This window comes from Rhodococcus sp. P4_B6, assembly GCF_056402215.1.
Genome location: NZ_JBFUHV010000457.1, coordinates 1 through 1,063 on the forward strand (window position 1 = coordinate 1; position 1,063 = coordinate 1,063).

The 1,063-nt window shown below is 67.6% G+C and carries 1 protein-coding gene; it reads right to left on the reverse strand.

The window, feature by feature from the left end; all coding sequences use genetic code 11:
• Positions 1-1,063: condensation domain-containing protein (locus AC1DWT_RS51520; protein ID WP_477926309.1), on the reverse strand; the 1,063-nt coding region annotated here is incomplete at both ends.

Genomic DNA, 1,063 nt, shown 5'->3' on the forward strand with positions numbered 1-1,063 from the left:
TCGGTACGGCCCGCGATCGGCCGGCCCACCGATCGCGATATCCTCTCCCGCGCCGAGCCGGTGGAGCAGCACCGCGAGCACGGATTGCAGCACCATCGATCGTGTCGCCCCACATCTGCGGGCAAGATCCGTGACTGCCGAAGCACGTTCCGGTTCGATCGCGAACTCCACGGTCCCGCCCCGGTAACTCGGTTCGGCCGGACGTCGACGATCAGTCGGCAACTCGATACACTCCGGCAACCCCGCCAGCTCAGTCTTCCAATACTCGACCTGGGTAGCCAGCACACTGCCCGGATCGTCCTCGCTCCCCAGAATTTCCCGCTGCCACAGCGTGTAATCGGCATACTGCACCGGCAACGGCACCCATCCCGGCATCTCGCCCCCGGTACGCGCCGCATATGCGACCGCCACGTCACGGGCCAGCGGCGCCAACGAGCCCCCGTCCCCCGCGATATGGTGCAGCACCAACACCAGGATGTGCTGGTTCTCGCCGCATCGCACAAGCGTTGCACGCACAGGGATCTCCACCGACAGGTCGAATCGATGGCCCGCCGCCTCCGCGACCACATCCATCGCAGTGCCGTCCACGGCGTCGACGACCTCCACCGGCAGTTCCGCGACGACCTGCTCAGCCGACAGGATCCGCTGGAACGGCACACCGTCGTCCTCACCGAACACCGTCCGCAGGCTCTCGTGCCGAGCCACCACATCCCCCAACCCCGCCACCAACGCCCCCACATCAAGAGCACCGGTCAACCGCACCGCCACCGGAATGTTGTACGTCGCCGACGGTCCCTCGAATTTGTGAAGGAACCACAACCGGGCCTGCGCGAACGACAGCGGCACCCGCTCGGGCCGCACCCGCGGGAGCAACGGCACCCTCGCCACCGCAGCGTCGCCCAGCCGGGACGCCAACTCCGCGACCGACGGGGATTCGAACACCACCCGGATCGGCACCTCCACCCCGAGCGCGTTGCGGATCAACCCCACCAGCCGCGTCGCGGACAGAGAATGCCCGCCCAGGTCGAAGAAGCTGTCGTCGATCCCCACCCGTGGAAGACCG